We start from the raw sequence: 24,164 nt of genomic DNA, 5'->3' as shown, positions 1-24,164 counted from the left end.
ATCCGCACGCTCAAGAGTCATCTAAGGCGAGTGCGCCACAGGCGTATTCGATCCGTTTCCAGGGGGACCCACATGACTCACCACATATCCCTGCGTGCCCGCGTGCTGCCGGTCGTGGCCGCCGCGGGGATGCTCGTGCCCGTCGTCGCGGGCGCGGCGCCCGCTTCCGCCGCTACCGCGCCTCGGGTCAGCTGCACGTCGGGCAAGGCCGGGCTCGCCGCCAAGCTTCAGAGGGACATCACCGCCGCCCTCGCCACGCGCACCGGTACCGTCGCCGTCGGCCTGCGCGACCGCACCACGAACACGACCTGCACCCTGCGCGCCACGACCTCGTACGACTCGGCCAGCATCGTGAAGGTGACCGTCCTCGCCACGCTCCTCTGGGACGCCAAGAAGACCAATCGGTACCTGACGTCACGCGAGTCCAACCTCGCCACCGCCATGATCACCAAGTCTGACAACGCGGCCACCACCTCCCTGTGGAACCAGCTCGGCGTCGCCAAGGTGAAGGGTTTCCTGGCGGCCGCCGGCATGACACGGACGGTGCCAGGGTCGGGCGGCTACTGGGGGCTCACCCGGATCAACGTCACCGACGAGCAGCGGCTCCTCTCGCTGATCACGGCCAGGAACTCGGTCCTGAGTGACAACTCCCGCGCCTACATCCTCCAGCTCATGGGGCGCGTCATCACCTCGCAGAGGTGGGGGACCCCGGCCGGCGCGCCCTCCTCCGTGTCCAAGCACGTCAAGAACGGCTGGCTGCAGCGCTCCACGCGCGGCTGGCGCGTGCACAGCATCGGCACGTTCAAGGGCGGCGGGCACGACTACACCATCTCCGTGCTCACCGACGGCAACAGCACGATGAACTACGGCGTGAACACCATCCAGGCCGTGGCCAAGGTGATCCACCGGGATCTGATCCCGACCGCGCCCGCCGCGTCCCGTTACACGCCGACCGCCACGCCCAAGGAGGCGTACATCGCGGTGCCCCAGGCGGAGTCACCTTCACCCGGGATCAGCACGGCCGCCCCTGCAAGATGAGCGCCATCGTCACGCCGCACATTTGATGATCGCCAATCGCCTCGGCGGCCCCCGCGCCGAACGGCAGAACAGCGGTCCGCACCGTAACCTCGGCTGCCAAGGCGCAGCCGACCGGTGGGCTGAGCCGGTGCGCAAGATGCGCGTGGTCGGGGGCCAGGCCCATGGCCGCGACCAGCGGGCCGAGGGCGAGCCGGCGGGCGTCGCCGGAGGGGAGGGCGGTCGGGTCCAGGGTGCCGAGGCCGGCGGCGGCAACCACCGCCGGTGATCAGCGCCCCGCGAGCCCATCCACCATCCGCTACCCGGAGCTAGACCCCATCTGGGACTTCGCTTTCGACGACCACAGCGAAATGACTCGCCGGCTGCCCAGCGGGACGAGCCGACGGCTGCCGCGCAACGGCGAGGTACGGAGGAGGAGTTCCGTACCCGGAATCGCCGGAACGAAGCTCATTGACCTGGCGTCGCGGCCGGGGTGGACGGCGAGGACGTCCGCTTCCGCCGCGCACGACTGTCAGGCCGGGCGCGCAAGGTACGCCAGGCCGTGCGCGCCGGCCTCGCCGAGCTTGGCGATGTCCAGCCGGGCCAGGCGATCCAGCGTCTCCAGGTCGACGACATCGACGGTGGAGGAGATGACGCAGGCCACATAGGCGAGTCGGCCGTCGGGAGACGAGGTGATGGTCAACGGGAACCGCCCGACCGCGAGTTCACCCAGGTGCTTGCGGGTGTCGGCAGCGAACACGGTGAGACGGCCCGGTGCGTGGCGTCCGAGTCGCGACCCCGGATCGGGTGCCATGCGTACTTCGCCCGCGAGCAGCTTCCCCGTCGAGGTCAGATGCACCGGCAGGACGATGTCTTCCGTGGGCAGGGTGTCGACGACAGACGCGGTGCGGGCGTCGATGATCCGGATTCCCGTGGTCGGCCGCCCTTCGGCTGCGGCGGAGAAGTCGCCGTAGGGCGCGGCGACGAAGGCGTGAGCGCCGTCGGCGGAGACGGCGAGTCCCTCACTGCCCGGTACCTCGACCTTCGAGGCGAGGACGCCCCGTTCGAGGTCGACGACCGACACGAACGGCGCCTCCTTGTTGGTGGCGTAGCCCGTCCTGCCCGCCGGGTCGATGGCGAACCAGTGCGGGCCGGGCGCGTCGGTGTCGATCCTGCCCACAGGCCGGCGGGTCGCCGTGTCGATCACCACGACACCGCCGGGCCGGTTCGCGGCGCCTTCCACGCTGACGTAGATCCGGCCGCGCGCCGGGTCCAGCGCCAGGCCGTGCGGCCCGTGTTCCGGGCCGATGTCGACGATCTCGACGACCCGGCGGGTGTCGGGGTCGATGACGGCCAGGTCGGTGCGTCGGCCGCCGTTCGCGTGGTAGTAGCCCGAGCGGTACGTCAGCGTGCACCACAGGAGCCGGTGCGTCGCGTCGAAGCACAACTCGTGCGGCTCTGACGGAACTTGTACGTGGCCGAGGTAGCGGTCGGATGCGGCGTCGAAGAACGAGACGGTCGGCCCGCTCTGGCTGACGACGGCCAGGACATCGCCTTCTCGACCGGTACGAGGGGACTGGTGCACAGCGGCTCCTTGGGATGGGGCGGAAGGAGGGATGCCGCGTGATTCCGCGGGCGTCTCCACTCTCCGTGCCGCAGAGCGCCACATCAATGCAAAGATGAGCATCCAATCATTGCCTCAGATGCAAAATTGCAGTTCAGGAGCGATTGATGGATCTCAACCTGCTGCGCGTCCTGGACGCCTTGCTCCAGGACAACAGCGTGACCCGAGCAGCGGAACGCCTTCGTACCTCGCCCGCGGCGGTGAGCCGCACCCTGGCCCGGCTCCGCCGCGCGGTCGGCGACCCGCTGCTCGTCCGGGCCGGCCAGGGGATGGTCCCGACCCCGCGCGCCCTGGAACTCCGGGAAGAGGTGGCCGCGTTGCTGCGCGGCTGCGACAACGTCCTGCGGCCCGGTCCCGGTTTCGACGCCGCACGTCTCCAGCGCACGTTCACGGTGCAGGCCGCCGACCTGCTCCTGGTGGGACTGGCCGCGAACCTGACCGAGCGGATCCACGCGGAGGCCCCGCTGGTGGACGTCGTCTTCCTGTCCGAGGCGGTCGAGGGCGGCCCCGGGCTGCGCCAGGGCTGGGTGGACGTCGAACTCGGCGTCCTCGGGCACCTGGACCCGGAGATCCGAACCCGACAGCTCACGCGGATGAGGCCCATCGGCATCGCCCGCCAGGATCATCCTCTCTTCGACAAGCCGATCGACGCCCGTCGGTTCGCCGCGGCCGACCACATCGGCATCTCCCGGCTCGGCAAGCGCCTCGGGCCCATCGATCACGCGCTGGCGGAACTCGGACTACGGCGCCGGACCGCGATCGTGGTGCCCAGCCATACGAGCGCGATGATGCTCGCCCGGGACACCGACCTCGTCGCGCTCAGCCTGGCCGGCTGGCTCCCCGACACCGTCTCCGCCATGGGGCTGCGGACGTTCGCCATCCCGCTCGATCTGGCACCCATGGACCTGGGGATGGCCTGGCATCCCCGCAACTCGTCCGACCCGGGCCACAGTTGGTTCCGCGAGCACCTGGCTGCCGCCGTCCTCGCCCCGGCAGGACTCGGCGACGCCGAGCGCTGATCCGCGGCCTGCACGAACCTGCACCCGGGCAGGGCCTCTGAGGATCCGCGGCCCCGACCCCATGCGCGGGGTCAGGGCTGCGTCAACGATTCTCGGCTTCCCCTCATTCGGCACCCAGGGCTGTGTGTCGCGCAGCCTCCCGGCTGCTCCCCCGGCCGGCACGCGTCAGGCCGAGTGCAGAAACGAACGTCCGTCGGAGACGGCCTCGGCCGCTGCCGACTGCCCCACCTCGGGGTACGTCATCGTCGCCGACGCCACCGCAGCATCGCGGCACGTTGCTGCGAAGACTGCGCCGACCTCGACCTGACGGGGCCTCAGCCGTTGCTTCCGATACCGCGATCGGGCAGGCTCATGTCCCCCGTCGCGGGAGTGCCGTCGGCGATCCCGTAGCGCAGGAAGACGGTCCCCGCCGGGCCGGCCACCGGGGGCGCGAGGAGCGTGACGTTGGTGGGCACCGCGCCGTCGTCGAACACCTTCTTCCCGACGCCGAGCACGATCGGGTGCAGCCAGAGATCGAGACGGTCGAAGAGCTTCTCGCGCAGCAGGGTCTGCACGAGGTTCAGACTCCCGACGACCTTCACGTCCTCATGCCGGTCGCGGATCTCACGCACCGCGTCGGCGAGATTCGGGCCCAGCTGTGTGGACCCGGCCCATGGGAGGTCGGGCCTGCCGCGAGACGCCACGTACTTCGGGATGCTGTTGAAAAGCGTGGCGATCTCGCTGTCCTCGCCGCCGTCCTGGTGAGGCCAGTAGGCGGCGAAGATGTCGTACGTTCGCCTGCCGAGCAGGAGCGCGTCCGTACCCTCGTACGCGGCACCGATCTGCGCCCCGGCAACCTCGTCCAGCAGGGGCGCCTGCCAGCCGCCGAACGGGAATCCCACCGGGTCCTCGTCAGGACCGCCGGGTGCCTGCCCGACAAGGTCGAGGGTCGCGAACAGCTCGATGGTGATGAGGCCCATGGCTTACTCCCGATGAGTCGAATGTCTCCGTCAAGAGATAGGCCTTGCCTGTCGGCCGCCGATTCATCGACGCGACGCAACCCGGCTCGCCAGGTCGAAGGTTGGGCCGTCCGGCCTAAGCGGGCGGCATGCCGGCCGAGGCCCGGCCGGTGGCTCGGCTGCTGTCGCTCCACCGGCCGGGCCGAGCATCAGGAGACGGGGGGATCGCCGGCACTCGCGCGCTTTGCCTCCGGCGACTGCGTGCCCGATCTCCGACCCGCCGTTCCGTCCTTGGGAACGCTGAGGAAGGCCGTGGCCAAGGCGGTGTCACGCGGTGTCAACGCGGTCGGCGTGGGCCCGGGAGCAGGCGCGCCGGAGCCGTCACAGTCCCGTGGCGTCCCTGGCCTTCCTGAGCACCGAGTCGAGCGTGGCCATCGCTCCGTCGCGTCGCCTCGCGCGCGCCGCTCGTTCCTGCGGCACCAATGCCTCGGCGACCTGCACGGCGTAGGCGTCCGGGTCGCCGAAGGCAGCCCGCGGGTGCTCTCCCGTTTCCGCGCAACGCGCCGTGACCTCCTTGATCGCCTGGAGCACTATCGCCCGGTCCACGCCCGGCTGCATGGCCAGCCGTACCTGGAAACGCGCCATCCACTTCTCGCGGTCCTTTTCCTGTGCCGCCTCCGTCGTCAGGTCCTTCTTCGCCACGTGCTCTCCCAGGTGATCAGCAGCCGTCCGTCATGAAGCAGGACGCCAAGTGGTCGACGTGGGTTGCGTGAGCGAGATGCCTCCCGGATCGCCATGCGGGCGATGCAGCGGCACTGGGGCACGCGCGGGCACGGACGCCGTAGGGCGGCATTCCTTTGGGAGACGGTGAGCTCGACCGTACGGCCGAGGACCGCGACCACAGTGCGGGACTCATCACCGCCGGCGCCTGTTGCCGTGGCCTCGGCGAGTGACCTGCCACCGCAACTGCACGCCGCCCATCGGGCGAACAGCCTGGACGCGCCAGGGGGCGATGCCCGTTCGGGCCAACGCCACGCGCTGCGGCCGTGGGGCGCTCGTAGCGTGGTGTGAGGGGATGCTTACGCGGCAGCGAGGAGGTCGTCTGATGAGCAGTCGCAGCATGGTGGCAGCCGGTATAGCCCTGGCCATCGCTTCCGTCACTTCTGTCGCCGCGTTGTCCGGCGTCGCTCATGCGCAGGATCTCGATTGCCGGAACTTCCTCTACCAGGAAGACGCCCAAGCCGAGTTCAACCGGGACACGCGCGACCCTCACCGGCTTGACGAGGACCAGGGGCCCGATGATGGCATCGCCTGCGAAGCACTGCCCAGGCGTACCAGCGCGGACACGGTGCAGCCGCTGAGCCCGAACGCCACTGTCAGCCCGTCGGCGGCCCCCGTCGTTCCGGCCCCCATCGCTCCCGCCCCCGTCGTTCCCGCCCCCGTCGTTCCGAGTCTCGGTACCCGGGCGGGCGTCGGTGGCACGTCAGGTCCCTCGGCTCTCAGCCTGGGCATCGGCCTCGCCCTGGCTGCCGGTGCCAGCGTGGCCGGCGGCCACCTCACGGCGCGCCGCCTCACCCGCGGATCGAAGCGGCCGTAAGCGGGAGAACGACATGAACGCCCGCGCCCCGGCCATCCGGACGGCCGGCCTCCGCGCAGAGCGGGCACGTGCTTCCTCCCCGATGCCTGTAGGGCGTTCCCCGGCCTCTCCCCCTGTTCCAACGGCAGGAACCGGTGACCCGGATCGTCCGTGATCCCGGCTTCCGCGAGCCGAGGCACCATGACCCGTACAAACGGCCCCTGTGTCCTCATACACGGTGGCGTTTTGCGTACGACCAGGTCACCGCGCTCATCAGGGCGGGAATGGCGAACAGCGGGGCGAAGGCGAGCCACCAGACGGTCAGTGCCGTGCTGCTCGACATGTACGTCTGGCTCTCGACGGTGAAGGCGACCACGAGTTGCCACAGCGCCACCAGGACCAGGAGACCCGAGGCGGTCCACGCCAGTCCGGCGAGAGCTCGCGGGCGCAGCGGCTGCCACCGGTCGCTGACGAGGAGCAGCGGAAACAGAGCGGCTGCCTCGGCAAGGACGGAGAGGCCGACGACGTACGCGATGCCCCATCCGGGGATGTCGAAGACGTCGCGCAGCACTTGGTCGCTGTAGCCCACGTAGACACCACAGGCCATGGCGATACGCCACAGACCGGACGGGACCGCGCACAGGGCTATGGCATGGGCGGCGCGGCGAGCCCAGACGGGCGCGGGTACGGAGGCAGGGAGAGGAGTGGTGGCTGTCGTCATGACGTACATGCTGTTTCGTACGCGGCTGCCGCACATCGTCCGCCACGGTGGGCTGCCTCCCCCTTCCGGGGGACGGGACACCCGCTGCGGCAGGAGCTGGAGAGGCCTCCGGGTCAGCCGAAAGGCTTGCTTGTCACGTCTGGCGGCTGCGCGGCGTTCAACTAGGCCAGGACGGGTAGTGATGCCAGCCCACGGACGAGTCGGGTGTGCCGCCATTCCAGCTGGTCCGCCGGTACGGCAAGACGGATGCCGGAGAATCGAGTCAGGACGGCTCGCAGGGCGATCTCCGCCTCGGCCTTCGCCAGGGGCGCGCCGACACAGCGGTGAATGCCGTGGCCGAAGGCCAGGTGGGCGGTCGCGTTCCGGTCCAGGTCGAGCCGGTCCGGCTCCGGGAACCGCTCTGGGTCTCGGTTGGCTGCCCCAAGCGCGACCAGGACCGGGACTCCGGCCGGGATACCGGTACCGCCGAGCTCGACGGCTTCCATGGTGAACCGGAAGGTGGCCGTACTCACCGCCGAGTCGAAGCGGAGCAGTTCATCCAGCGCGGCAGGCAGGTCGCCGGGATTCGCCCGAAGGCGCTCCAGCGCGACTGGGTGCTGGAGCAGGGCCAGAAGTGCGTTGCCGAGGGCGTTGGTCGTGGTCTCGTGGCCGGCCACGAGCAGGAGCACCGCCAGGGAGACCAGCTCCTCCTCGCTCAGGTGATCGTCTCCGTCGCGGGCGGCGATGAGCCGGTCGAGGAGCGAGCTGCCGGGGTCCCGGCGCTTCGTGGCGAGGAGGCCCGTCATGTAGTCGGCCATCGAGTGCGAGGCGGCGTCGATGACATCGGGCTCTCCTGCCGCGAAGAGCTGCGCGGACCAGCGCTGGACATCGGGCCGGTCCGCCTGCGGGACCCCGAGCAGCTCGCAGATCACGATGACCGGCAGCGGCACGGCCAAGCCGGCCACGAAGTCGAACGGCCCGTCGGCGGGCCACTGATCCAGCAGCTCGTCGGTGACCCGGGCGATGAACGGGCGCAGCTCCGCTACAGCCCCGGTGGTGAACGCCTTGGTCACCAGTTTGCGCAGCCGGGTGTGCTGGGGCGGGTCGCTCGCCAGCATCGTGTAGGCGACCGCGGGGTGCAGACGGCGCCGTGACCCCTTGCCCGCGAAGAACGCGGCCGTATCCTTCGAAAGGCGAGCGTCGCCGAGGGCTTCTCTGGCTTCCGCATAGCCTGTGACCAGGTAACTGGGGCGCCCGCCGGAGCCGGGGACGGGCCGCACCGGGGATATCGAGCGCATAGCCGCGTAGGCCGGATAGGGGTCCTGGAGGAAGCGGGGCCCCTGCGTCGTGTCGGTCATGTCCTCAGGCTCCGACGCGCTCTGGTCGACCGTGGGCAGCGACACGCCCGACACGGCTCGAGATCGTCAATCTGCGACACGATGGAACGCCGAACTCTGCCCGGGGTCAGTGAGTCGGTTGTCCCGCCGCTTCCCGCGGTCTCGGCCGGCCTCTCCCACCGCTCACCGCTGACCGCTCACGGCTCACGGCTCACCGGCAGGCCGTCAGCTGGCCTTGCCTCGCCCGACCGCCACGTCGGGGCGGGGATCGCGAGCGAGCCGCTCCAGGCGCCCGCCCGGCGGCACCGCCAAGCGCGCGCTTCGACGTGACCGGTGCGGCTGTCGGGGTGCTGTGCGACCTCCTGGGTCACCTGTGCCCGTAGGTCCTTGCCCGACATCCGGTACCAAGCGGAGCAGGCACCTCGACGAGCTCCCGGTATCCGTTGCCGGAGATGTTGGAGAAGTGGGCGAAGACGTCCGGGCCACCGTCCTGGGCGATGAAACCGAAGCCCTTCTAGGCGTTCAACCCCTCAACGATGCCGCCGGCCATACCGCGTGTCCTTCGAACGTGCCGGGGCTACCGGCCGGAGTGCGGTGCTATGCCATCCCCCTGGGGGGAAGGCGCCCGGCCGCCGTCCGTCTGGGGTCCGAACCGTTCAGGCGGCACGGAGCGCCTCTGCGCAGCTGGAGCATTCCCAGTCCCGCTTGTCGGCAGGCAGCCACGGCACGTCCGGGCCGCTGGGCTGATAGGACAATCGCTCCATGTCCTCGGCCGGCATTCCGCAGAGAGTTCGGTCACCCGGTTCCACGGGCACGACATGGACCGCCTCGATGCGTGCCGCAGGATCGCCGGGACCGAAGTCCCCGGCAGCGATCTCCTTGCGCAGTTCCTGCACCACCATGATCTCCATGCCACCACCCTCGGCTCCCACGACAGTCAGCGCATCCCGAAGGACCCCACACCACACGGAAAGCGACCCCGCGCCACCTGCGGCAGGGGTCAAGCCCGAGATGCCCGGGAACGCAGCGCCAATGGCTCACAGACTCCACGTGGCGCGACCACCAGGAGGGCAGGTACGCACCGCGTGACATCGACCGCATGGGGGCACCCTGCGCATACACGCCGGGCTGTCTGCGTCCAACGGATCACGCACTCCGCCTGACCACTCAGACCTGCCACCGACCACCTCCCGCCGGCCCTGCCCGACAGGCGCCCGGCCCGCAGTCCAGCGAGGCAGATGCGCCGACCGAACTGTGCGGACGAGCACACGCTGAACCGGGTCCGAAAGCGCCGACCGGGCTACGCGCTCTGGCATTCCACGGCATGAGCCCGCGTAGGCCTTCGATTCCAAGACGTGGAGGCGTAGGACCGCCTTCGACTTACCGAAGCTCCCGCTCCACCGATCAGTTCTGGACACAGCGCCCGAAGACGCCGCCAGAAGTGGTCGGGCCGCCGCCCCGCACGATTCGTGAACCGCCGATGCGCGCGCCGATACGTATACAGGTCACCACGAGCCTGAACTGCGGCGCCGCAGTCGGCTGACGACGGCGTCGTCCCTCCATCCTGGGAGGTCATCGTTCTCGAAGACCAGGGCCCCACAGGCTCCGCGGTCCACAGCACCGTCTCCGGCGCTGACCCGCGCCGGCTCCCGAACCCCTCGCACAGCGCAGCACAGACGACAGACAGGATGCGGGGCCCCCGGGGTTTGCGACCCGGACGCCCATGGCTTTCCGGGCGCCCATAGGCTCGCAGCCGACGACGACAGGAGATCTTCATGTGGAAACGTGCCCTGGACCGGGCCGGGGTCACGGAGCCACGGCTACGGCGGGACTACACCGAGCAGCGGCGGGCGGTGCGGAGGTTCACGACGGCCGAGTACGCGGCCGCGCGGCTGCTGCTGCCCTCCGCTCTGGTGCCACACGTCGTGGCCGCAGTCGCGTTCATGCACGACACCGACGACCGCATCGACCGCGGGACACACGATGAACGCGCGGCCGCGCTCACCAAGTGGGACGGGCTCGTGCGGAAAGCCTTCGCCGAGGGGGACTCCGCGCTGGGTGTACTGCGTTGCCTGGTACGCACCGCCGAACGCCATCCGGATCTGCGCGCCTACGTGGAGGAGTTCCTGGACGGCTGTGAGCTCGAGGTGGCGTGGCGGAGCATCGCGGACGAGGGGGAACTGGAGCGGTACGTGGAGGGGTACTCGCTGCCCGCGTTGATGCTCACGGCCTGTCTCCTGGCACCCGCGGACGAGGAGGCGCGGGTGGTGTTCACCGGTGGGTGCCATCGGCTCATGCGTGCCATGCAGCGGATCGATTTTCTGGAGGACCTGCCCGAAGATGTGCGAGCGGGCCGGCCCGGTGTACCTGCGGAGGCGGTTGCGCGCCACGGTGCGGATCTGAGCCGGCCCGGTGCGGCGCTGGGCAGGCTTGTCGTGGAGCAGGCGGACCTGGCCGCCGGTGACCTGGCTGCGACGGGCTCTCTCACTGGTGTGGTGGATGCTTCGTACCAGCCGTTCATGCGGGCCCTCATCGGTGTCCAGCGGCTCCGCCTCGAGGCCGTACGCCGCGCGGGCGCGTCGTTGGCGACGCGGGCTTCCGGTCCCCCGCCGCTGGTGGCCGCCGCATTGCTGTTGCGGGAGACAGCCGCACGAACCCGGCTCGTTGTGTCCAGGGCGTCGAAGACCCGGTGAGCCCCATGAGCCAGGGCCTGAAGGGGTGTCCGGTCGATCAGGGCGTATCAACGAAGGCAGTGTCCTGTTCGGAGCCGGGCGAGCGGACACGTCGTCCGATTCGTGCGCCGGCACGCCGCGACCAGCAGTGCCCAGTCCTCCAAGAGAGGACTCCACGCCCGGCCAGGACGAGGGTGCGAAGATGCGTTCGTGATGACAGATGCCGAGTACGGGTTTCGAGATCTGGTGGGCAGACAGCCGTCAGCAGATCCGGCTGAAGCCGTCCGATTCTCGGTATCTCAGGAACGACTTCACAGACTTCATGGGACGTTTCCGTCCCAATTGGCCATCCGAGGTGGGTCAGCCCGTTCGTGATCCCGGGCCCCCGACTCTCGATGAGGTGTGGTTCGCGCTGCGACCTGATGGCCCGTCGGCCAGCTCCCCGTGAGTTCTGGTGAGGTGGCCGACTGTCGTGGCGGGAGCTAGTGCCGTGACCGCAGAGGTTCGCCGGGTTGCCGGTTGGGACCGTGGCCCGGTGCGCTCTCGAACTTGGCGTCGAAGTCGGGGTCGGTGGATTCCTTCCAGGTCTTGGTGCGCTGGAAGGTGATGCCATGCCTCTTGAGTAGCATCCGCAGGACCTCGCGGCCGATGCGAATCACGCGTCCGTGGACTTTGCGTAGGTAGGCGGTGAGCTTGCGGATCGACCATCGGGTGAACGGCCGGCCGAGCTTGACCGGGCGGTTGGTGGCCGTCTGGATGACGAGGGCTTCGTCGTCATCGCTGAACAAGCGGGGATGGCCTCCCGTCCACCGAGGGTCCAGGCAGGCCAGGCCGATCTCGTTCGAAGCGGTGGATGACATCGCGGACGGTGTCCTCGTCGGCGGCCACGAGACAGGCGATGACCGGGACGGTGTTGGCTCCCGCAGAGGCCAGCAGGATCATCGCCCGCCGGTAGCGCACGCTGTTCGTGCTGCCCCTCCGGACGATCTGCTGCAGCTACTGGCCCTCGTAGTCGGCGATCCTGCTGACTAGAACCCGTGGTGCCACCACGTCTCCTGACGCTGGATCGGGTCGATCGATCCCACCCGATCGCATCGGCAGCCAGACAGGACACCCGTGAACCGGTGAACCTTCCCGGTCGCAGCACAATCGTGTTGACCACCCCGGCAGGCAGTGCTTGAGTCGGCGCGTGGACAGTATTTCTGCCAACCGGCGGTTCTGGAATCAGATCAGCAGCGCCTACCAGCACGAGCACGACCCGCAGATCGGCGCAGCGCCCCGACTGTGGGGCACATACGCCATCCCCGACGCGCACCTGCACGCCCTGGGCGACGTCACCGGCAAGCGCGTCCTCGAACTCGGCTGCGGCGCCGGCCAGTGGTCCAGGGCGCTCGCCGCCGAGGGCGCCACCGTGGTCGGGCTCGACCTGTCCGAAGCCCAGCTCACCGCGGCAGCTCGCGCGATGGGAGCGGCCCGCTACCCGCTGGTGCAAGGCACCGCCGAACACCTCCCGTTCGCCGCCGACAGCTTCGACCTGGTGTTCTGTGACTACGGCGGGCTTAGCTGGGCGCCCCCGCACCTGGCCGTCCCACAGGCCGCACGCATCCTGCGCCGCGGTGGGCGCCTGGTGTTCAACGTCGCCAGCCCATGGTTCGAAGCCTGCTACGACGAAGCCGCCGGCCGCGCAACCACGACGCTGCACCAGGATTACTTCGGGCTGGACACCATCGCCGAAGGCCAGGGCGCGGTCAGCTATCAGCTCACCTACGGCGGCTGGATCAAGGTCCTGCGTGGCGCTGGTCTCGTCATCGACGACCTCATCGAGCCGCGGCCCGAATCCGGAACAGCCAACGGCTACAACCAAACCGACCCGCCTGACTGGGCACACCGCTGGCCGGCAGAAATGCTCTGGGTAACCCACAAACCGTAAGCACCGCCGCACCGAGACGTGAAGGCATCCCCTCCCCGGTTGGCCCTGGAAGGTCCCCCACGGGCCATCCGCCGACCAGCGCTGGTGCCGCTCATACACGGTCTTCCACGGACCGAAACGCGCAGGCGGATCCCGCCAAGGCACCCGTGCGCTGCCGGTACAGGATCCCGTTGATGATCCTGCGGTGACTGGCCCACCGGCCGCCGCGCAGCCCTGACTTCGGCAGGCGCGGCTTCAGCCGGACCCACTCCTCATTCGTGAGATATCCCCGTCCCATCACCGTGCCAACGACACGCGCCTAGGACGGCCTCTTTTGACCCCGGGGGAACGGCTTCGTGTGGCCCCACCGAGGAACGGTTTGAAGTGGCCCCACCTGGCAGTCGGTACGGCGGGGATGCACTCGTTTGGAGTAGTGCGGTATTGACCCGGGTTCCAGCCCAGGATCACGCTGTGCGAGTACTTGATTACGGCCGTGCCAGGAGGCCGGATTCTGCAGCGTGTTGAGTTGTTCGAGCGGATCCGTCGCGACCGGAGGCTGGAGAACGCCTCTGTTCGTGAGCTGGCCCGCCGTTACGCGGTCCACCGTCGGGTGGTCCGCCAGGCCCTGGACAGCGCTTTGCCGCCCCAGCGCAAGGAGCCTGTGATGCGCCGGTCGGCACTGGATCCGGCAAAGGGCTGGATCGACGAGATGCTGCGGTCGGATCTGACCGCGCCGCCGAAGCAGCGGCACACCAACAAGCGGATCCTGGACCGGCTGCGCGACGAGTACGGCTTCACCGCCGTCGCCTACACCACCCTCAACGACTACCTGCGGGACCGCCGGCCTCAGATCAGGGAGGAGGCGGACCGGGCCCGGATGATGCACGAGGGCATGGTTCCGCAGTTCCACCGGCCCGGCGAGGAAGCCGAGGTCGACTTCGCCGAGGTCTGGGTGCGGGTGGACGGCAAGCCGATGCAGTGCCAGCTGATCACGCTGCGGCTGTCGTATTCGGGCAAGGCGGGCCACCGGGTGTTCTCCACGTCGGGCCAGGAAGCGTTCATGCAGGGCCACGTGGACGCCTTCCGGATCCTCGGCGGTGTCCCGACCAGGCACATCCGTTACGACAATTCAAGCTGGCGGTCTCCCAGGTCTGCTTCGGCCGCTCGCGGGTGGAGTCGCAGAGGTGGGTGGCCTTCCGGTCGCACTACGGATTCGACGCGTTCTACTGCAGGCCCGGCATCGAGGGCGCCCACGAGAAGGGCGGGGTCGAGCACGAGGGCGGCCGGTTCCGTCGCTCGCACCTGGTCCCGGTCCGGGAGTCCCGGCCCGCTTCGCGGAACTCGGATGCTGGCCGTAGCGGCCTCGAAGGCCGGCGCTTCACCCGCCTGTCCTGCGGTGACACGGAGGACCAAGGGACGTGCTTGGCTGTCGCTGACGAGATGGACTTTCGTACTCATGCCACCGCGCGAACGACCGAGCGCATGGCCGTCGGGCTCAGCCTGATCCGGAGCCCGATTTTCCTGGCTCCGGCGGCGTGCTGGTGGGCGCGGCAGACGGTGGAGTCCACCGAGACCGTCCAGCCGATGCCGTCAGCTTCGTCGGCCGCTGCGAGGAGCATGGCGACGATCCGTTCCCAGGTGCCGTCCACGGCCCATCTGAGCAGCCGTATTTGAGCGGTCGGCCCCAGGTCGTCAGGAGTCCGTCTGCGGTTGCGCCCTGACGGTAGAACGGCGATGGGGCACTCGTGGCTCGAAGGCCCCACTGCACGGACAGACAGCCGTGTCGGTCAGGAGCGGTCCTGCCGCTCGGGGAGGCCTTGAGGCGTCGGCGGCGGGAGGTCCGGACCATTCTGTGCCTGGGCGGGCGTGGCCTGGCGGGTCAGGTCCGCGGCCGGCAGCCTGCCTGTCGTCAGATGGGCGGTGGCGGCGGTCCTGTCCGCAGAGGACTTGGAACCGTACTGGAGTCGGCATCGGGGCGCGACACCACCGCCTCCTGCGGCGCGTGTCCGGCGAGGGCGAACGTCTCGCTGACAGTGGTCGACCACCCGGTGCTGCTCCACGACGCCGACGGCTGGGTGCCGGACTGGCGACAGGAACCTCACGACAGTCTGCGTTACCACGGGGGACGGCGGCTCGGCGGGGGCGGGCCGAGGTGATGAGGTGATGAGGTTGTCGATTACCGGCCCCGGAGGGGCGCTACCCAAGGCCGGTACGAGGGACTCTGGAGGTCCGACGAGCAGGACCTTGGAGGCGCCGCCAGGGAGACGTGAGGCAGCCAGGGGGTTCAGGCGGCGGGCAGGGAGACGAAGACCCGTTCCAGCAGGGTGTACAGGGAGTCCCGGTCCTGACCGCTGAGCCTGTCCAGGCCCTCCTGCGTGGTGCGCATCTTCGCGCGGATCACGTCAGCGACGCGCTCACCCTCGGCTGTGAGGATGACGTTCTTGACGCGCCGGTCGGAGACGCAGGCCTCGCGGCGCACCAGGCCGCGCTTCTCCAGCCGGTCGATGATCCCGGTCATGTTGGAGGCGTCGCAGGTCATGGTCTCGGCCAGGGTGCGCATCGCGGCGGGACCCCTGCGCAGCACGGTCAGGGCCTTGCCCTGGCTCGCCGTGAGGTTCTCGCTCGCCGCCGCGACGGTGAAATCGCCGTAATAGACGCCGAGCGACACGGAGAGCAACTCCATGAGCTGGGCCGTGTCGACGCGGGGAGCTTCTGTCATGGGGGCACTCTAGCCAGAGATACTTGACTACCTCAAGCATTGACCTCTACCGTCTCCTCATTACATGAAGTACTCAAGCATCAAGGTTGTCAAGTAATCGCCACGAGGAGCGTCCCTGTGACCGTCACCACGTCCCCCACCTCCCGCGCCTCCGAGATCCTGTCCCGGCCCGTCGCGCTGAACGGCCTGACCGTCCCGAATCGCATCGCGATGGCGCCGATGACGCGCATGTTCTCCCCCGGCGGAGTCCCCGGCGAGGACGTGCGGTCGTACTACGCCCGACGCGCCGCCGCGGGCGTGGGCCTGATCGTCACCGAGGGGACCTACGTCGGCCACGAGTCGGCCGGGCAGAGCGACCGTGTGCCGCGGTTCCACGGCGAGGAGCAGCTGGCGGGATGGGCGAAGGTCGCCGAGGCCGTGCACGCGGCCGGCGGCACCATCGTGCCGCAGCTGTGGCACATCGGTATGGTGCGCCAGCAGGGCCAGGAGCCCTACGTCGACGCCCCGGCGGTGGGTCCCTCCGGCATCCGCCCCGACGGCACCGAGGGCACGGGCAAGGCCATGACCCAGAGCGACCTGGACGACGTCATCGGCGCCTTCGCCGAGGCCGCCGCGGCCGCGGAGCGCATCGGCTTCGACGGCATCGAGCTGCACGGCGCCCACGGCTACCTCCTCGACCAGTTCCTGTGGGCGGGGACGAACCGCCGTACCGACGCCTACGGCGGCGACCCCGTGGCCCGTACGAAGTTCGCGGCCGAGATCGTGACCGCTGTCCGCGAGACCGTCTCGCCCGACTTCCCGGTGATCTTCCGCTTCTCGCAGTGGAAGCAGGACGCGTACGACGCGCGGCTCGCCCAGACCCCGCAGGAGCTGGAGGCGATCCTGACCCCGCTCGCCGCGGCCGGCGTCGACGCCTTCCACGCCTCCACACGCCGCCACTGGGTAGCCGAGTTCGAGGGCTCGGACCTGAACCTGGCGGGCTGGACCAAGAAGCTCACCGGCAGGCCCACCATCACCGTCGGCTCGGTCGGCCTCGACGGCGACTTCATCCACGCCTTCGCGGGCGAAGGCGCCCCGGTACAGGGCATCGAGGACCTCCTCGACCGCCTGGAGCGGGACGAGTTCGACATGGTCGCCGTCGGCCGCGCCCTGCTCCAGGACCCGGAGTGGGCAGCGAAGGTCCTGGCGGGGCGGACCGACGAGCTCAAGCCCTACGACGCGGCCGCGGTGAAGACGTTGAGCTAGGGCCTGCTTCAGAAGTGGATCAAGTGGCGAGGGCAGCTTCGGCGAGGGCCGTATGCTGCTCTCGCATGAAGGATCTTGGTAGTCAGATCGCATACTGGGACGGCATCGGCGCGACGAAGACGTTCACCCATCCGGTAAGTCTCAGCTGGCTGGCAGGGGTGAATCCGAACGCTCGGGTCTTGGACTACGGGTGTGGATACGGCCGTGTCATGGCGGAGATCAGCGATCACGGCTTCTCCGATGTCTCCGGCGTGGACCTGTCTCCGACACTGATCGAACGGGGCCGTGAGTCGCGGCCTGACCTTCGCTTCGAAGTCCTGGACTCTCCGCCGGACCTGACCTACGCCTCGGCGAGGTTCGAAGTCGTCTTGCTGTTCGCGGTACTGACGTGCATCCCCGACAACGATGCTCAGCAGGCACTGGTCGCCGAGCTGAGCCGCGTTCTGGCCCCTGGGGGACTGCTCTACGTCAGCGACGTCGTCCTGCAGGACGACGAGCGAAACCGCGACCGCTACGCCGCCCATGCCCAGCAGTTCGGCACACCGTACGGGGTCTTCGCCACGGACGATGGCGCGGTGTGCCGGCACCACGACATCGCGCACCTGCGCGCTCTGCTGCCGGATTTCGACATGGTGCAGGAGCGCAAGATCGAGGTCGCCACGATGAACGGCCACCGGTCCCAGGCGGTACAGATGCTGAGCCGTAAGCGGTATTGATCGCAGCCACTCGTTGATGACGGCGATGGTGACGATGGCCTCGTAGCGGACGGCGAGCTTGTCGTACCTCGTGGCCACGGCCCGGTGGCGATTGAGGCGGACGGCGTTGGGCGCGAGCCGTACCGCCTGCCAGAGTGAGCAGTCGTCGATCCGGCTCGTCACGGGCAGGCTGCACGTCTCGCATGCCACGTTGGAGTCGCCTGCTCCGTAGAGGCCGCAGCAGTAGCCGCCGGCCACTCCGGGATCAGCAGGGTGCCCGTTCCCGAACTCCTGATCAGCGTGGGCCAGCAGGGCGACCCGGGCAGCGGGTTGGTCAGCTCGGCGCCGCATCCCCCACACAGGAAGACGGACGATGCCCTCCGCCAATGAAACAGAGGGCATCGTCGGAGCTCCGTGGCACACCGGCCACGGTGCTGTGAATCCACTGCGGGCCCAAAGCACAGTCACGCCGCCGAGAATCACCGTTCGAATCCCCGGCGGGCTCTAATGCCTCCCCAAGTGGTCGACATCAGTGTCCAGGCGTCCGGAAGCCTGGACGCCAGAACGCCACGACGGCCTCGTTGAACGGGTCCTTCGGGGGGTGCAATGAGGTGGCGGCCGTGTCGCCCAGGACGGCCGCGATCGGGCGCCACTACGAGGCAGCCGGATCCTGCCGAGCGCCCAGGCGCTCCAGCAGGTCGCGGGCCCCGTCTCAGCCTCTCGCTCGGCACCGCACCACGGACCGAGGCGAGTTCGGCGCGTGCCTGCTCGGCAGCTCCGCATGCTCGGCCAAGGCCCGTTCCTTCGCCATCGAGCACGTCGACCACTGGGTCGCGTTCTTCGGGGTGGACTCCACCGTCTCGGGAACCAGCGCGGGCCACCTGCTCGTCCGTCACCGTCCGAGAGCCACCGGAACGCGGCGTGTCACCCAGGCCGGCGATGCGGAACCGCGGTCCGCGCTCGCCCCTCGAGTGCGGCCCGCTCCTCGTCCGACAACGTCGACTCGGCGTTCGACCGGAGCGTCATCGGCCCCACACAGCCACCTGAGCCGGTCAGAACGCGAAGGCCGCCCCGTCGTTCAGGGTGACACCCATGGCGCAGGTGTTGGCGAAGGTGTACTGCCACGACGTGCGGGACCCTTCCCATACTCCGTCCAAGGTGACGGTGACGGGGTCGAAGTGCTGCGGGCACATGCGGTCCGGGGCCGGTGAGGCCAGCAGCCCCTCGAAGGCGCCACCCTGGGAGGTGGCCTTGAGCTCGGTACAGGCGGCCTCGGGGGCGGGGTGCGTTCCGCCAGCGGTCGGCGCGCAGCTGAGCGTGACCGCGCGCAGGACGGTAGCCGAACTCGCGTCGGCGCCCTTACTGATGCTCAGCACGACGGCCGAGGGCGCATACAGGCTTTCGGTCCGGGCTTCCGCAACACCGACGGTGCCGACGAGGCAGAGGAGAGCGGACGCGGAGACCGCAGTGAAACGGCGAAGCATGATGGGGACTCACTTTCGATTCGAAGAGTTGAAGTGGCATCTACCTTCCGATCACCACCCCACTTGCGCTTCGGAGTGTGCCTGACACGCAGAGCGACCGCAGCTTCGCGGTCACTAACCGGACACGTACACCCACACGCCCGTGATCGAATGAACGTTCAGCAGCTCAGACCCGATGGCAGACGACTCCGCCCCTTGCCCGCACCCGCTCCCCCATGCCCCGCAGCGGCTGCCGGCCTGCACAAGGACGCGTCAGGTTTACCGACCGGTCGTTCAGTACGACCGATTAACGACGGTCACCGGCACGGAGGCCGGCCGACGGCGCCCTTCCTACCGGACAACTCCCATGCCTTGTAGTCCTTGCAGCTACCAGACGGCGGTCGGCCGGCAGCGACGACCACCTGGGAGTCGGCATCGAAGATGCTCTGGCAGATGCAGCACACCGGCGGGTGGCTGGAGACCTCCCACGGCGCGGTGCCCGTCGGTGCGCTGAGCGACGCCGCGGGAGTCAGCGGCACCACCCTGGCCACGCAGTTCAAGGCTCACATCGGTGTCACCCCGAAGAAGGTGGCTCGGATGCACCGCTTCGCACGGCTGACCCGGCCCGTGGACGCCCTGCGCCAGGTCGACCGGCCGGAGCACGCTCTCACGGCGGGCCGTTTCGACCAGGCCCACTTCAGCAAGGAGATCAAGGACTTCACCGGCCGCACCCCGACGGAATACCTGGCTCCGCGGTGCCGGATCCCGGCCGGGCGGGAGTTCCCGCCGGACGACGGTCCGATGTCTGCTTCTTGATCTTCTCCAAGCACAGCCCTTCCCGAGGCCCGCACAATCGGAGGCAACCACTCCAGAAGACTTGGTGGTTGAGCTCGTAAGTTCTTCAGGGGTCATGGGACCTGGTCGAGTACGGCAGGCCCTACTCACCTCTCGATGATCAGGGACAGGCCCGCATCGAAGACGTCGGTGGCGGTCAGGCCGACGCGGCGGCCGTCGTTCATGACGCGAGCCACGGTCGGGTAGGCCAGCTCGAACTCCTCGGTGGGCTGCGCTTCGGCGGATTCCTGCTCCTCGATGACGTGGCCGAAGGTGTAGTGGACGGCGGTGTAGATGACGGTGGCCGCCTGCGGCAGGGCCAGTCCGCCGTCTTCCAGTGCGCGCAGCCCGTATTCGGGGATGCGGGCGAGCGTGGGCGTGTTCAGCGGCCGAGCGCCCGCCACGACCCGGGCGCCGTCGGGGTAATTGAGCATGGCGCGGCGCAGGCGGCGCAGCACCTCGTGTAGCCACGGCCGCCAGTCCTGGCCGGGTGGCATCGGCGCCAGTTCGCCGAACTCCTCCCGCAGCATCGCCTCGGCCATGGCCTCCAGCAGCTCGCGCTTGTCCTTGAACCGCCAGTAGATGGCCGGCGCCGTGACATGGAGGCTGGTGGTGAGCTTACGGAAGGTCACACCGGCCAGCCCTTCCTGCTTCAGCAGTTCCAGGCTCTGGCTGACGATCCTCTCTGCGTCCATGGACACCATCGTATAGCGGTGTTACATTCACCTCGATATAACGGCGTTATAGAGAGGTGCGTCATGAATCAGGCACTCGTGGACAGCATGTGGACCTACCTCAAGGCCGGACTGGCCACGGACGTGGACGCGCTGGACCGGCTGTACGATCCCGAGTTCCAGAACGTGCGGGTCGACCAGGCAGGGCAGACGATCACCCTGACCAAGGACCAGTTCATGGACCGCTTCCGGGCGCTGCGCGAGCAAGGGCAGAAGATAGGTGAGTCCGTCGACGACGTGACCTTCCCGGCCACCACCGACATGGGCGACCAGGCCGCGATCATGATGCGGCGGGTCCAGGACGGCGAGCCGGTGCTCTACACCTTCATCTGGCGGATGACGGACGGGCGTCCGACCACGATCCTGCGCGAGCTCACCTTCGACCGGGACATCAGCTACCTGCTGAGGCTGACCCGCTAGCCGGCCCCGTCGGGAGTCCCTCGCAATCTCGGCGAGTCCCGGCGAAGATCCTCCCGGAGATTCCCTTCGATTGCCCGTGTGTCCCGCCCGCCAGATCACCCTGTTCGCTACCGAACGCCGGCGGATTAGGCAGATCGCCCACTCCCACACCGCCCCCGTACCAGCTCGTGATCCGAGTCCGGATCGTATTGGATGCCGCGCACGGCTACTCCAACGCGCGCATCGCCCAGCGTCGAGACGTGCACATCGACACGGTCCGGCTGTGGCGGGGTCGCTACGACAGCGAGCAGGGCGTCAAGAGCCTGGCCGGCCGGCCCCGCCCAGGTCGCCCGCCGACGTTCGGCCCACTGCAGCGGGCCGAGATCAAAGCGCCGGCCTGCCAGTTGCCGGCCGAGAGTGGTGTGCCGCTGTCGCGTTGGAGCTGCGGCGCTGGAGCTGCGGCGACCTGGCACGAGAGGCCGTCGCTCGTGGCATGGCGACTGCGATCTCGGCCTCCACCGTGCGCCGCATTTGGCCACCTACGCGCTCAAGCCCTGGCAGTACCAGTCGTGGATCTTCATCCGGGACCCGGCCTTCGCGGCCAAGGCCGCCCGCGTGCTGGACCTGTACGCCCGCGTCTGGGACGGCCTCCCGCTCGGCGCGGACCAGTACGTGATCAGCGCTGATGAGAAGACCTCCATCCAGGCCCGCCGTCGCTGTCACCCCACCCTGCCACCCGGTACCTCCCGGATGATGCGCGTCAACCACGACTACGACCGCGGTGGCGCGCCGGCCTACCTGGCCGCCTACGACGTCCACACCGCTCGTGTGATGGGCCGCTGCTCGGCCAAGTCCGGGATCGTCCCGTTCATGGACCTGGTAGAACAGATCATGACGAGCGAGCCATGCGCCTCGGCCAAGCGGGTGTTCTGGGTCGTCGACAACGGTTCCTCCCACCGCGGCAAGGCCGCCGCCGACCGGTTGGCCGAGCGCTTCCCCACCGCGGTCATGCTGCACACGCCCGTGCACGCCTCCTGGCTCAACCAGGTGGAGATCTTCTTCTCCATCGTGCAGCGCAAGGTCATCACGCCTAACGACTTCACCAACCTTGACCAGGTCGAGGACCGGTTGACTGCCTTCGAGCGTCGTGACAACGAGACCGCCCGACCCTTCCGACGGAAGTTCACCCCGGCCGACCTCGAGGACCTGCCGGTCCGGATCGAGCGGCACGAACAGAAGGAGTCGAACTCCCAGCAGCCCCTCGGCTGCGACCAACAGCCTGCCGTACTCGACCAAGCCGCTTAACCCTCGAAGGACTTACGCACTCGACCACTTAGGGAGAACCCCCATGGGCACAGTGATCATGCATAACGTGGTGTCGGTAGACGGCTACATCGCCGACGAGAACGACGGAGTCGGGCCGCTCCATGACTGGTACTTCAACGGGGATACCCAGCTCACCGAAACCGGCGCCGGAGACGGAGACTACGACCACTCCGAAGGAACAGGCGGCTTCAAGCTCTCGCGTGTCTCGGCGGAGTACGTCCGGCCAATGTGGGAATCGATCGGCGTGATCGTGATGGGCCGCCACCAGTTCGACCTGGTGAACGGCTGGGAGGGCAAGCCGCCCGCGGGCGACCACGTGGTCGTGGTCTCCCACCGGCCCAAGCCCGAGGGCTGGCACGCCGAGGCTTCGTACCACTTCGTCGACGGCGTGAAGGCTGCGATCGAGAAGGCCCAGGAGCTCGCCGGCGACCGAGTCGTCGCCGTGAGCGCCGGCGAAGTGGGCGGCCAGATCCTCGCTGCCGGCCTCGTCGACGAGGTGGCGATGGACGTCGCGCCGGTCGTGTTCGGGTCGGGCAAGCGCTTCTTCGGCAGCTTCGACGGGCAGCAGCCGCTGGAGGATCCCCACGCGGTCATCCAGGGCAACCGCGTGCTGCACCTGAAGTTCAAGGTGCGCCGCTAAGCGAAGCCACCCACAATCTGGTGGGTCCGGATGCTGAATTTGCGAACCAGGCTGGGTCGTCCTCGTAGGGCTGGATGACGACGAAGGGACGGTCCGTGCCGTTCAATCCTCTCCACACCCGATCGACCGCACTTCACCGCCTCGCCCTGTGTCGATGTACTTCTGAAAGTGTGCACCTGCGTACGGATGTACGTGCTCAGGACCAGGCGATTCAACGGAAGGCGTTGGCATTCTCCGAAGCCCACTGTTGGAACGTGCGGGCCGGCGTTCCGGTGACCTGCGAAACCGTGTCTCGTACCATCAGCAGCTCGTCGTTCACGTCTCCGCCCGTGACGTCGAGCACGGCGTCCGCGGCCTCGGCCCCGAAGACCGCGGCCATCTGTGCGTGGGCCTCCTGACGACTGATCTCGGCGAAGGGGATCTCCCGGCCCAGTGCTGCCGCGATGGCCTCGACCTGCCGTCGGGCGGTCACCGGCTCTGGACCGGTCAAGGCATACGTGCGTCCCCGGTGGCCAGGCTCTGTCAGCGCCACCCGTGCCACCGCCGCGATGTCCGCAGGGTGAATGGTGGGCAGCGCGGTCTCGGCGTACGGCGCGCGGACGGTCTCGTGGCCACGGATGGAAGCGGCCCACATCAGAGCGTTGGAGGCGAACTGTGTCGGCCGCAGGATCGTCCAGGCCATGCCGCTGGCCTTGAGCAGTTGCTCCACCGCCAGGTTCTCGCCGGCGGGGCCGAGGTGCGGGTGGGTCTGGACGGTGACGGACGACACCAGCACGACGTGCTCCACGCCCGCCTGCCGGGCGGCTTCGAGGATGTCGGCGTCCGAACCCAGACGCGACACAAGAAACAGCGAGCGCACCCCCTCCAGCACGGGCTTCAACGACGCCGGCTCTGTGAAGTCGCCCTCCACGGCCTCGACCCCTTCGGGGAAGACCGCGCGTTCGGCATCACGGGTGAGCCCTCTCAGCGGCCCGGCACCGCGTGCGTGCAGCTGCTTCAGCAGAGCACTGCCTATGTTTCCGGTGGCTCCGGTCACGAGGATCATGGGCGTGTTTCCCGTCGTCAGATGATCAAGTAGACGACACGCTAGAACCTCGATCATGCTTCAGGTCAAGAACGCCCGGCCAGGCCCTCGGCTGGCCACGTTCATCCGTACTCGACTGGGCACGATCACTCACTTGTACTCCCCCACACTCGGAGTGATCCCCCATGGCTTCGTTCACTTCTAGGCGGTGTCTTCAAAATGATCATCGCTGGTGGATCATGGTGTCGTGATACGTCGTCATGAGCTGTCCGATGCTGAGTGGGAGTTCGTTCGGC

Annotated in this window: 22 protein-coding genes and 5 pseudogenes; 13 read left to right on the top strand and 14 right to left on the bottom strand. The window is 68.8% G+C overall.

The features are described 5' to 3' along the window. Positions 1-72 precede the first annotated feature (72 nt). Complete coding sequence (locus ACFC0G_RS33170) at positions 73-1,038, top strand: serine hydrolase (protein ID WP_376410629.1); 966 nt, start codon at positions 73-75, stop codon at positions 1,036-1,038. A gap of 25 nt (positions 1,039-1,063) precedes the next feature. Continuing rightward, entirely contained in the window at positions 1,064-1,303 is a 240-nt protein-coding gene (locus ACFC0G_RS33165; protein WP_376410626.1) for a hypothetical protein, read from the top strand. A gap of 243 nt (positions 1,304-1,546) precedes the next feature. On the opposite strand, the gene ACFC0G_RS33160 is transcribed toward ACFC0G_RS33165, so the two are convergent. Beyond that, positions 1,547-2,599, bottom strand: a complete 1,053-nt coding sequence (locus tag ACFC0G_RS33160; RefSeq protein ID WP_376410623.1) for a YncE family protein — start codon at positions 2,597-2,599, stop codon at positions 1,547-1,549. A 146-nt stretch (positions 2,600-2,745) separates the two neighbouring features. Here ACFC0G_RS33160 and ACFC0G_RS33155 point away from each other — a divergent pair, with 146 nt between their 5' ends. Next, on the top strand, positions 2,746-3,657 hold the full coding sequence (locus ACFC0G_RS33155; RefSeq protein WP_376410620.1) for a LysR family transcriptional regulator: 912 nt from the start codon (positions 2,746-2,748) through the stop codon (positions 3,655-3,657). A 314-nt stretch (positions 3,658-3,971) separates the two neighbouring features. Here the strand turns inward: ACFC0G_RS33155 and ACFC0G_RS33150 are convergent, their stop codons facing one another. Both ACFC0G_RS33150 and ACFC0G_RS33145 read right to left on the bottom strand, forming a co-directional pair. Beyond that, complete coding sequence (locus tag ACFC0G_RS33150) at positions 3,972-4,616, bottom strand: dihydrofolate reductase family protein (RefSeq protein ID WP_376410617.1); 645 nt, start codon at positions 4,614-4,616, stop codon at positions 3,972-3,974. A gap of 360 nt (positions 4,617-4,976) precedes the next feature. After that, complete coding sequence (locus ACFC0G_RS33145; protein ID WP_376410614.1) at positions 4,977-5,297, bottom strand: hypothetical protein; 321 nt, start codon at positions 5,295-5,297, stop codon at positions 4,977-4,979. Positions 5,298-5,700: 403 nt separating this feature from the next. Here ACFC0G_RS33145 and ACFC0G_RS33140 point away from each other — a divergent pair, with 403 nt between their 5' ends. After that, positions 5,701-6,192, top strand: coding sequence for an excalibur calcium-binding protein (locus ACFC0G_RS33140; RefSeq protein ID WP_376410612.1), 492 nt, complete (start codon positions 5,701-5,703; stop codon positions 6,190-6,192). A 208-nt stretch (positions 6,193-6,400) separates the two neighbouring features. Here ACFC0G_RS33140 and ACFC0G_RS33135 read toward each other — a convergent pair whose 3' ends face one another. The 4 genes and pseudogenes from ACFC0G_RS33135 to ACFC0G_RS33120 form a co-directional block, all read right to left on the bottom strand. Next, positions 6,401-6,901 carry a hypothetical protein gene (locus ACFC0G_RS33135; RefSeq protein ID WP_376410907.1) on the bottom strand — a complete coding sequence of 167 codons (501 nt, stop codon included), beginning with the start codon at positions 6,899-6,901 and terminating at the stop codon, positions 6,401-6,403. A 152-nt stretch (positions 6,902-7,053) separates the two neighbouring features. Continuing rightward, on the bottom strand, positions 7,054-8,229 hold the full coding sequence (locus tag ACFC0G_RS33130) for a cytochrome P450 (protein WP_376410609.1): 1,176 nt from the start codon (positions 8,227-8,229) through the stop codon (positions 7,054-7,056). 400 nt (positions 8,230-8,629) lie between these two features. Beyond that, positions 8,630-8,758 (bottom strand): annotated as a pseudogene (locus ACFC0G_RS33125) (cold shock domain-containing protein); the annotation flags it as partial. A 106-nt stretch (positions 8,759-8,864) separates the two neighbouring features. After that, positions 8,865-9,119, bottom strand: coding sequence for a hypothetical protein (locus ACFC0G_RS33120; protein WP_376410606.1), 255 nt, complete (start codon positions 9,117-9,119; stop codon positions 8,865-8,867). A gap of 864 nt (positions 9,120-9,983) precedes the next feature. Here ACFC0G_RS33120 and ACFC0G_RS33115 point away from each other — a divergent pair. Next, positions 9,984-10,901 carry a squalene/phytoene synthase family protein gene (locus ACFC0G_RS33115; RefSeq protein WP_376410604.1) on the top strand — a complete coding sequence of 306 codons (918 nt, stop codon included), beginning with the start codon at positions 9,984-9,986 and terminating at the stop codon, positions 10,899-10,901. A gap of 521 nt (positions 10,902-11,422) precedes the next feature. On the opposite strand, the pseudogene ACFC0G_RS33110 reads toward ACFC0G_RS33115, so the two are convergent. Next, positions 11,423-11,876 (bottom strand): annotated as a pseudogene (locus ACFC0G_RS33110) (helix-turn-helix domain-containing protein); the annotation flags it as partial. Between the two features lie 193 nt (positions 11,877-12,069). On the opposite strand from ACFC0G_RS33110, the gene ACFC0G_RS33105 reads away from it, so the two are divergent. After that, entirely contained in the window at positions 12,070-12,810 is a 741-nt protein-coding gene (locus tag ACFC0G_RS33105; protein ID WP_376410601.1) for a class I SAM-dependent methyltransferase, read from the top strand. 57 nt (positions 12,811-12,867) lie between these two features. Here the strand turns inward: ACFC0G_RS33105 and ACFC0G_RS33100 are convergent. The 3 genes and pseudogenes from ACFC0G_RS33100 to ACFC0G_RS33090 all read right to left on the bottom strand — a co-directional run. Continuing rightward, positions 12,868-13,087, bottom strand: a pseudogene (locus tag ACFC0G_RS33100) (transposase); the annotation flags it as partial. 962 nt (positions 13,088-14,049) lie between these two features. Continuing rightward, positions 14,050-14,495, bottom strand: a pseudogene (locus tag ACFC0G_RS33095) (IS5/IS1182 family transposase); the annotation flags it as partial. Between the two features lie 578 nt (positions 14,496-15,073). Further along, the gene (locus ACFC0G_RS33090; protein ID WP_376410598.1) at positions 15,074-15,508 is read right to left on the bottom strand and encodes a MarR family winged helix-turn-helix transcriptional regulator; all 435 of its coding nucleotides are present in this window, start codon (positions 15,506-15,508) and stop codon (positions 15,074-15,076) included. 117 nt (positions 15,509-15,625) lie between these two features. On the opposite strand from ACFC0G_RS33090, the gene ACFC0G_RS33085 reads away from it, so the two are divergent. Continuing rightward, positions 15,626-16,753, top strand: coding sequence for an NADH:flavin oxidoreductase (locus ACFC0G_RS33085; protein WP_376410595.1), 1,128 nt, complete (start codon positions 15,626-15,628; stop codon positions 16,751-16,753). 65 nt (positions 16,754-16,818) lie between these two features. After that, positions 16,819-17,469 carry a class I SAM-dependent methyltransferase gene (locus ACFC0G_RS33080; protein ID WP_376410592.1) on the top strand — a complete coding sequence of 217 codons (651 nt, stop codon included), beginning with the start codon at positions 16,819-16,821 and terminating at the stop codon, positions 17,467-17,469. 1,031 nt (positions 17,470-18,500) lie between these two features. Here the strand turns inward: ACFC0G_RS33080 and ACFC0G_RS33075 are convergent. Then, entirely contained in the window at positions 18,501-18,845 is a 345-nt protein-coding gene (locus tag ACFC0G_RS33075; RefSeq protein ID WP_376410904.1) for a subtilase-type protease inhibitor, read from the bottom strand. Positions 18,846-19,364: 519 nt separating this feature from the next. Here ACFC0G_RS33075 and ACFC0G_RS33070 point away from each other — a divergent pair. Next, complete coding sequence (locus ACFC0G_RS33070; protein WP_376410590.1) at positions 19,365-19,727, top strand: helix-turn-helix domain-containing protein; 363 nt, start codon at positions 19,365-19,367, stop codon at positions 19,725-19,727. Positions 19,728-19,852: 125 nt separating this feature from the next. On the opposite strand, the gene ACFC0G_RS33065 is transcribed toward ACFC0G_RS33070, so the two are convergent. Next, on the bottom strand, positions 19,853-20,440 hold the full coding sequence (locus ACFC0G_RS33065) for a TetR/AcrR family transcriptional regulator C-terminal domain-containing protein (RefSeq protein ID WP_376410587.1): 588 nt from the start codon (positions 20,438-20,440) through the stop codon (positions 19,853-19,855). Between the two features lie 63 nt (positions 20,441-20,503). Between ACFC0G_RS33065 and ACFC0G_RS33060 the strand changes: the two genes are divergently transcribed. The 4 genes and pseudogenes from ACFC0G_RS33060 (at position 20,504) to ACFC0G_RS33045 (ending at position 22,844) form a co-directional block, all read left to right on the top strand. Beyond that, a complete protein-coding gene (locus tag ACFC0G_RS33060) occupies positions 20,504-20,899 on the top strand; it encodes a hypothetical protein (RefSeq protein ID WP_376410584.1) in 396 nt (131 codons plus the stop codon). A 167-nt stretch (positions 20,900-21,066) separates the two neighbouring features. Beyond that, positions 21,067-21,270: pseudogene (locus ACFC0G_RS33055) on the top strand (helix-turn-helix domain-containing protein); the annotation flags it as partial. A gap of 139 nt (positions 21,271-21,409) precedes the next feature. Continuing rightward, on the top strand, positions 21,410-22,183 hold the full coding sequence (locus tag ACFC0G_RS33050) for a transposase (protein ID WP_376410582.1): 774 nt from the start codon (positions 21,410-21,412) through the stop codon (positions 22,181-22,183). Between the two features lie 43 nt (positions 22,184-22,226). After that, positions 22,227-22,844 carry a dihydrofolate reductase family protein gene (locus ACFC0G_RS33045; protein ID WP_376410580.1) on the top strand — a complete coding sequence of 206 codons (618 nt, stop codon included), beginning with the start codon at positions 22,227-22,229 and terminating at the stop codon, positions 22,842-22,844. A gap of 211 nt (positions 22,845-23,055) precedes the next feature. On the opposite strand, the gene ACFC0G_RS33040 is transcribed toward ACFC0G_RS33045, so the two are convergent. Continuing rightward, on the bottom strand, positions 23,056-23,889 hold the full coding sequence (locus ACFC0G_RS33040) for an NAD(P)H-binding protein (protein WP_376410577.1): 834 nt from the start codon (positions 23,887-23,889) through the stop codon (positions 23,056-23,058). Between the last annotated feature and the right edge of the window lie 275 nt (positions 23,890-24,164).

It is taken from the genome of Streptomyces sp. NPDC056169, assembly GCF_042268445.1.
In the GTDB taxonomy this organism is placed as follows: domain Bacteria; phylum Actinomycetota; class Actinomycetes; order Streptomycetales; family Streptomycetaceae; genus Streptomyces.
This window is presented reverse-complemented; position numbering and strand designations above follow the sequence as displayed.

Excerpts from the sequence above, each read along its gene's own strand:
- ACFC0G_RS33170 (WP_376410629.1), top strand. The coding sequence starts at position 73 with ATGACTCACCACATATCCCTGCGTGCCCGCGTGCTGCCGGTCGTGGCC.
- ACFC0G_RS33165 (WP_376410626.1), top strand. The coding sequence starts at position 1,064 with ATGATCGCCAATCGCCTCGGCGGCCCCCGCGCCGAACGGCAGAACAGC.
- ACFC0G_RS33155 (WP_376410620.1), top strand. The coding sequence starts at position 2,746 with ATGGATCTCAACCTGCTGCGCGTCCTGGACGCCTTGCTCCAGGACAAC.
- ACFC0G_RS33150 (WP_376410617.1), bottom strand. The coding sequence starts at position 4,616 with ATGGGCCTCATCACCATCGAGCTGTTCGCGACCCTCGACCTTGTCGGG.
- ACFC0G_RS33140 (WP_376410612.1), top strand. The coding sequence starts at position 5,701 with ATGAGCAGTCGCAGCATGGTGGCAGCCGGTATAGCCCTGGCCATCGCT.
- ACFC0G_RS33135 (WP_376410907.1), bottom strand. The coding sequence starts at position 6,901 with ATGTACGTCATGACGACAGCCACCACTCCTCTCCCTGCCTCCGTACCC.
- ACFC0G_RS33130 (WP_376410609.1), bottom strand. The coding sequence starts at position 8,229 with ATGACCGACACGACGCAGGGGCCCCGCTTCCTCCAGGACCCCTATCCG.
- ACFC0G_RS33120 (WP_376410606.1), bottom strand. The coding sequence starts at position 9,119 with ATGGAGATCATGGTGGTGCAGGAACTGCGCAAGGAGATCGCTGCCGGG.
- ACFC0G_RS33115 (WP_376410604.1), top strand. The coding sequence starts at position 9,984 with ATGTGGAAACGTGCCCTGGACCGGGCCGGGGTCACGGAGCCACGGCTA.
- ACFC0G_RS33090 (WP_376410598.1), bottom strand. The coding sequence starts at position 15,508 with ATGACAGAAGCTCCCCGCGTCGACACGGCCCAGCTCATGGAGTTGCTC.
- ACFC0G_RS33080 (WP_376410592.1), top strand. The coding sequence starts at position 16,819 with ATGAAGGATCTTGGTAGTCAGATCGCATACTGGGACGGCATCGGCGCG.
- ACFC0G_RS33070 (WP_376410590.1), top strand. The coding sequence starts at position 19,365 with ATGCAGCACACCGGCGGGTGGCTGGAGACCTCCCACGGCGCGGTGCCC.
- ACFC0G_RS33065 (WP_376410587.1), bottom strand. The coding sequence starts at position 20,440 with ATGGACGCAGAGAGGATCGTCAGCCAGAGCCTGGAACTGCTGAAGCAG.
- ACFC0G_RS33060 (WP_376410584.1), top strand. The coding sequence starts at position 20,504 with ATGAATCAGGCACTCGTGGACAGCATGTGGACCTACCTCAAGGCCGGA.
- ACFC0G_RS33045 (WP_376410580.1), top strand. The coding sequence starts at position 22,227 with ATGGGCACAGTGATCATGCATAACGTGGTGTCGGTAGACGGCTACATC.
- ACFC0G_RS33040 (WP_376410577.1), bottom strand. The coding sequence starts at position 23,889 with ATGATCCTCGTGACCGGAGCCACCGGAAACATAGGCAGTGCTCTGCTG.